Here is a 5,449-nt window from a genome sequence, read left to right on the forward strand (position 1 = left end):
TGGTCGGATTATTCGATTACGACAACGACAACGACAACGACAACGACAACGACAACGACAACGACAACGACAACGACAACGACAACGTACCCGGGATCTCGGTCACCACATCAGTTCTGATCGCACCCCGCCCAGCCTTCGCACTGGCGTTGTTCTGCCTGCCCCGCTAAAGTGTTGCGTTGTCCGGGGGCTGCCGTCGGCGGCCGGGCCTCGTGCCGCGGCCGACTGTCCCGCGGCCCCCAATTTTCCGGTCGCTCCGCCGGGGTCCGCATCCGCCGCGGGCCGGTGCCGCGCCGGCGACTGCAACACGGAGTCTTCATGCGTCTTTCACTGCGTTTACGGCCGGTCTGCGGCGCCCTCCTGGCGGGGCTGCTGACCCAGGCCCAGGCCACCAATCACGCCCTGCCCGAGTTTACCGCCCTGGTGGCCGAGAACGGTCCCAAGGTCGTCAATATCAGCAGCAAACAGCGCCCGCTCCCGACCAAGCGCTTCCCGGGCGTGCCGACGCCGGACCTGCCGGACGACAGCCCGCTCCAGGACTTCTTTCGGCACTTCTTCGGCGATCAGGGCGACTCCGGGGACGCGCCGGGCGACGCGGAGCAGGGCCGCTCGCTGGGTTCCGGGTTCATCGTCTCCGCCGACGGCTATGTCCTGACCAACGCCCATGTGGTCGAGGGTGCCGACGAGATCGTGGTGCGCACCAGCGACCGCCGCGAGTTCGTCGCGACCCTCGTCGGGTCGGACAAGCGCAGCGACGTGGCCCTGTTGAAACTCGACGCCGCCGGCCTGCCGACGGTGAAGATCGGCTCCGCCAAGGACCTTCAGGTCGGCGAATGGGTGCTCGCCATCGGCTCGCCCTTCGGCTTCGAGCACTCCGCCACGGCGGGCATCGTGAGCGCCAAGGGCCGTAACCTGCCTAGTGAGAACTATGTCCCCTTCATCCAGACCGATGTCGCCATCAATCCGGGCAATTCCGGCGGTCCCCTGTTCAACCTGGACGGGGAGGTGATCGGCGTCAACAGCCAGATCTACAGCCGCACCGGCGGCTTCATGGGCCTCTCCTTCGCCATCCCGATCGACGTGGCGATGGACGTGCTCGAGCAGCTCAAGACCAAGGGGCGGGTCAGCCGCGGCTGGCTCGGGGTGCTGATCCAGGACGTTACCCGCGAACTGGCCCCGACCTTCGGCCTGCCGCAGCCGGGCGGGGCCCTGGTGGCCCAGGTGCTGCCCGACAGCCCGGCCGCCGCCGTCGGTCTCCTGCCGGGTGACGTGATCCTGCGCTACAACGACAAGGAGGTGGCCACCTCCAGTGCCCTGCCGCCCCTGGTCGGGACCACACCGGTCGGCGAGTCGGCCCGCCTGGAGGTCCTGCGCAAGGGCAAGCCGGTCAGGCTCCAGATCAAGATCGCCGAGTTGCCGGACGAGGACCAGTCTGATGACGGCAGCGACGACAAGGGCGCCGGGGCGCCGGAGGGCAAGCCCAACCGGCTCGGGATGGTGGCCAGTGACCTGCGCGCCGACCAGCGTGAGCAACTCGACCTCGAGCGCGGCGGTGTCCTGGTGGAGCGGGTGAAGGAGGGGCCGGCGGCCCAGGCCGGCCTCACGGCGGGTGATGTCATCCTGATGCTGGACGGCCAGGACGTCGCTGACCTGGCCGGGTTCAACCGCATCCTCGAGGCCCTGGAACCCGGGCGCTCGGTCGCCGTGTTGGTCGAACGCGGTGATGGGCGGATGTTCTACGCCGTGCGGATTCCGAAGCCCTGAACTGCCGTGTCGTTGTCGTTGTCGTAATCGTAATCGGAATCCGAATCGGAGAAGCGATGCAATTTGGCGTGCGAAAGAATCCGGGGCGCTACGATAATCTCGACAACGACAACGACAACGACAACGACAACGACAACGACAACGACAACGACGGCGAGCTTGGCGCCTTGGTGTGAGAACTGCTCTCGCTGGGGTCACTCCTCCCGCGGCAGCCAGCGCTCAAAGGCCGCGCTGAGGTCCGTGAGTCGGAACGGCTTGGAGATGTAGTCGTCCATGCCGGCGGCGAGGCAGGATTCCCTGTCGCTCTCCATGGCATTGGCGGTGAGGGCGACGATGGTGGGCCGGTGCGCCCCGTCCAGGGCGCGGATGCGCCGCGTGGCGGCGAAGCCGTCCAGGATCGGCATCTGGCAGTCCATCAGGATCAGGTCGTAGTCGATAGTTCGACAGCGTACTGCGGCCTCCTCGCCGTTCTCCGCCGTATCGACTTCTACCCCGAGCTTGCGCACCATGCTCGAGGCCACCTTGCGGTTGATGGAGTTGTCCTCGGCGAGTAGCACGCGTCCGCGGTAGCGGGTCGGCGCCGGCGGCGGGGGCGCGGCGGCGGGCGTGGTCGGTGCCGGGTTGGTGGTCGGGGTGGGGTCGACGGGCCGCTCGGGCGCGGCCTCCCGTGACTGCGCCAAGACGCGCGACAGGCACTGGCGCAGGGTCTCGATCAGCACCGGTTTGATCAGATAGGCACTGAACCCGGCGCGGCGGAAGTGCTCGGTGTCCCCACGCTGCCCGGAGGAGGTCAGGAGCACCAAGGGCAACCGGGCGAAGGCCGGTTCCGCCAGGACTTGGCGGGCCAACTGCTCCCCGTCCAGGTCCGGCATCAGGTGGTCCAGCAGGACGAGTTCAAAGGGGTCACCGGCCGCGGCGGCGGCCCGCAGGGCGGTGAGTGCCAGGGTGGCGTCCCCGACCACCTGGGAGCGGGCGCCGAAACTGCGCAACTGCTCCTGAAAGACGCGCTGATTGACCGGGTTGTCCTCGACGATGAGTGCGTGCACCCCGGTCAGGTCGATCGTCGCCGGCGCCGCGGCCGGGGCCGCGGCGAGCGGCAGGGGGAGGGTGAACCAGAAGCTGGAGCCCTGGCCCGGCTCGCTGCTGACGCCGATCTCCCCACCCATCAGCTCGACCAGGCGGCGGCTGATGGCGAGCCCCAGTCCGGTGCCGCCGAAGCGCCGGGTGGTGGAGGGGTCGGCCTGGACGAAGGACTCGAACAGGCGCGCCTGGGCCTCGGGGGTGATACCGATCCCGGTGTCCTCTACCCGCAGGTGGATGCGGGCGACGCCGCCGGCCGCTGAGAGTCGGCGCACACTGACCAGGATGTGTCCCCGCTCGGTGAACTTTACCGCGTTTCCGGCCAGGTTGAGGAGGATCTGACGGATGCGCCCGGCGTCGCCGACCACATAGCGGGGGCAGTCCGGCCGGTAGTCCAGGATCAGTTCCAGTCCCTTCTCCTCGGCCCGGGTCGAGAGCAATTGGGCCACCTCGTGGGCGGCGGCGCCGAGGTCGAACGGCAGCGGCTCCAACTCCAGGCGTCCGGCCTCGATCTTGGAGAAGTCCAGGATATCGTTGATGATGGTGAGCAGGGCCTGGCCGGACTTGCGGATCGTCTCCACGAATTCGCGCTGTTCCGCACCGAGCGGCAGGTCGGCCAGCAACTCCGCCATTCCGAGCACACCGTTCATGGGGGTGCGAATCTCGTGGCTCATGCTGGCCAGGAATTCGCTCTTGGCCTGCGAGGCGGCCTGCGCCGCATCGCGGGCGACGCGCAGCTCGGCGGCGGACTGGCGGCGGGCCAACCCGTTGCTGAGCACGTCGGCGACCCGCCCGAGGAACTCCAACTCCCGTTCGATGCGCTGGTGTCCCGGGGCCAGGTAGAGGGCGAGGACCCCGAGCACCCGCCCGCCCTGCACGAGCGGCACGTTGTAGTGCCCATGATCGCGCGCGTCGGAGAGGCAGCGGGCGTGGTCCGGGCTCAGGCCGTCGCTGTGGATCGCTTCCCGGGTGGCCGCGGCCCGGCCGCACAGGCAGGTCCCGAAGGGGATGGCGGCACAGGCGGCGATGCGCTCCGGGCTCAGGTTGCGGGCAGCGGCGAGCCGTAGTCGGGGCGGGTCCTGGCCGTCATCGGCCAGCAGAACGCCGCCGCGCGGCTGGAGCCCGAGCCAGGGGACCGCCTCGAGCAGGGCGGCCAGACTCGCGTCGAGGAAGGGCCCGGCGGCGGAGTCCTCCAGGGCCAGGCGCAGCAGGTTGCCCAGGGTCTGCTCCTCGGCGACGGCGCGCTGGCGCTGGGCGGACTCCTGCTCCAGGTGGTGCTCCTGGGCGATCAGCCGGGTCTCGTCGCTGCGCTGGTGCTCGATCGTGGTCCGCAACTCCCCAAAGAGTCCGTTCAGGGTGTGTTGGATGCGCCCGAGGTAGAACCAGAAGAACCCGAGCAGCAGGGCCGCCAGCCCCAGGGCCAGGGCGGTGAGGGCGGTGATGGTGGTCGCCGCCCTCGCGTGCGCCAGGGTGATGTCGTCAAGGAGCAGGATCAGCCCGACCCGCCGGCCAGCGGCATCGCTCAGGGGCAGCGACTGCACCGCCAGTCGGCGCCCCGCCGCGGTCAACTCCTTGGGGTCGGCGGGGGGTGTCGCAGCAGTGGTCGCGGTGGCGGCACCGAGGGCGGCGGCCAGGGTGTCCGGCGGCGGGTCCAGCGTGCCGCCCGCCAGGACCACCCCGGGGAACTGGTCCCAATCCCCCCCGCGCCCCGCGGCCCGCCCCTTCTGCCAGCGTGCGCGCTCCAGCAGGCCCTTGTCGATGAACACGAACAGGTCGACCCCCAGGACGGCCTTGACCCGGGGCGCCAGGCGATCGATCTCCTCCCCCAACGCCAGGTCGCCGAGCCGCTCGCCATCGACGAGTGCCGCGTCCTGGCCCAGGGCCGACTGGAACAGGGCCGCGACCTGCCGGCCGGTTTCGCGCGTCGCCCGCTGCAGGTCCGCCTGAGTGTGCCGGTAGAACCCCAGCACGGCGGCGAGCAGCACGAGCCCCAGGGCCAGGGCGAGCGGCCAGAGGATGCGGGTGCGGAGGTGCTGTGCGTGGTCCGGGGCGATCATGGGTGGTGACGGCTCGCGTATTTTTCTGCTCCCCCGGGGTGCGAGGGTCGGGTAGCGGCGCACCGGGTGGCTTGAGGTCCGCAACCGCGACGGCCGCTGATAACCGTCCGGCGATTCTACCAGCGCAAGGACCCTAACAGCGGGTCAACCGGGTCAAGAGCGCAGTTGTCCGTCGCAAACGCGCAGAAACGCGGAAAAATAAACGGCTCCGATCTCCCTGGCCCACGGCATCCGGGGTCATGGGGCCCGCGCCCCGCCGGCCGACGCTGGTAAGACCGGCCGCGCCGGCGCACCCTGGCACCTTGACCAACGGGTGCCGGCCGGACTTTCACGGTATTCTTGTCTCTGTCTCCTTGGGACGCGGATGTTTGAGCCCGGAAGAAGCAGTTTAGTAACGACTCAAGGACAAGCTAAACACGAACACAACCGTCATTTTCGTTGTCGTTGTCGTTGTCGTAATCGGAATCGGAATCGGAATCGGAATCGGAAAAGCGATTCAATCTGGGTGCGAGAGAACCCGTGGTGCTACGATAATCTCGACAACGACA

The 5,449-nt window shown here is 68.9% G+C and carries 2 protein-coding genes; one reads left to right on the plus strand and one right to left on the minus strand.

Annotated features, from left to right (window positions below; all coding sequences use genetic code 11):
* Positions 1-318 precede the first annotated feature (318 nt).
* Positions 319-1,764, plus strand: a complete 1,446-nt coding sequence (locus tag QZY48_RS27485; protein ID WP_295436789.1) for a DegQ family serine endoprotease — start codon at positions 319-321, stop codon at positions 1,762-1,764.
* Positions 1,765-1,958: 194 nt separating this feature from the next.
* Here QZY48_RS27485 and QZY48_RS27490 read toward each other — a convergent pair whose 3' ends face one another.
* Entirely contained in the window at positions 1,959-4,901 is a 2,943-nt protein-coding gene (locus QZY48_RS27490; RefSeq protein ID WP_295436790.1) for a response regulator, read from the minus strand.
* Positions 4,902-5,449 lie beyond the last annotated feature (548 nt).

The organism is uncultured Thiodictyon sp., from assembly GCF_903828115.1.
In the GTDB taxonomy this organism is placed as follows: Bacteria; Pseudomonadota; Gammaproteobacteria; order Chromatiales; family Chromatiaceae; genus Thiodictyon.

What these genes read in the sequence shown, in the direction of transcription:
- QZY48_RS27490 (WP_295436790.1), bottom strand. Translation starts at nt 4,901, where the DNA reads ATGATCGCCCCGGACCACGCACAGCACCTCCGCACCCGCATCCTCTGG.
- QZY48_RS27485 (WP_295436789.1), top strand. Translation starts at nt 319, where the DNA reads ATGCGTCTTTCACTGCGTTTACGGCCGGTCTGCGGCGCCCTCCTGGCG.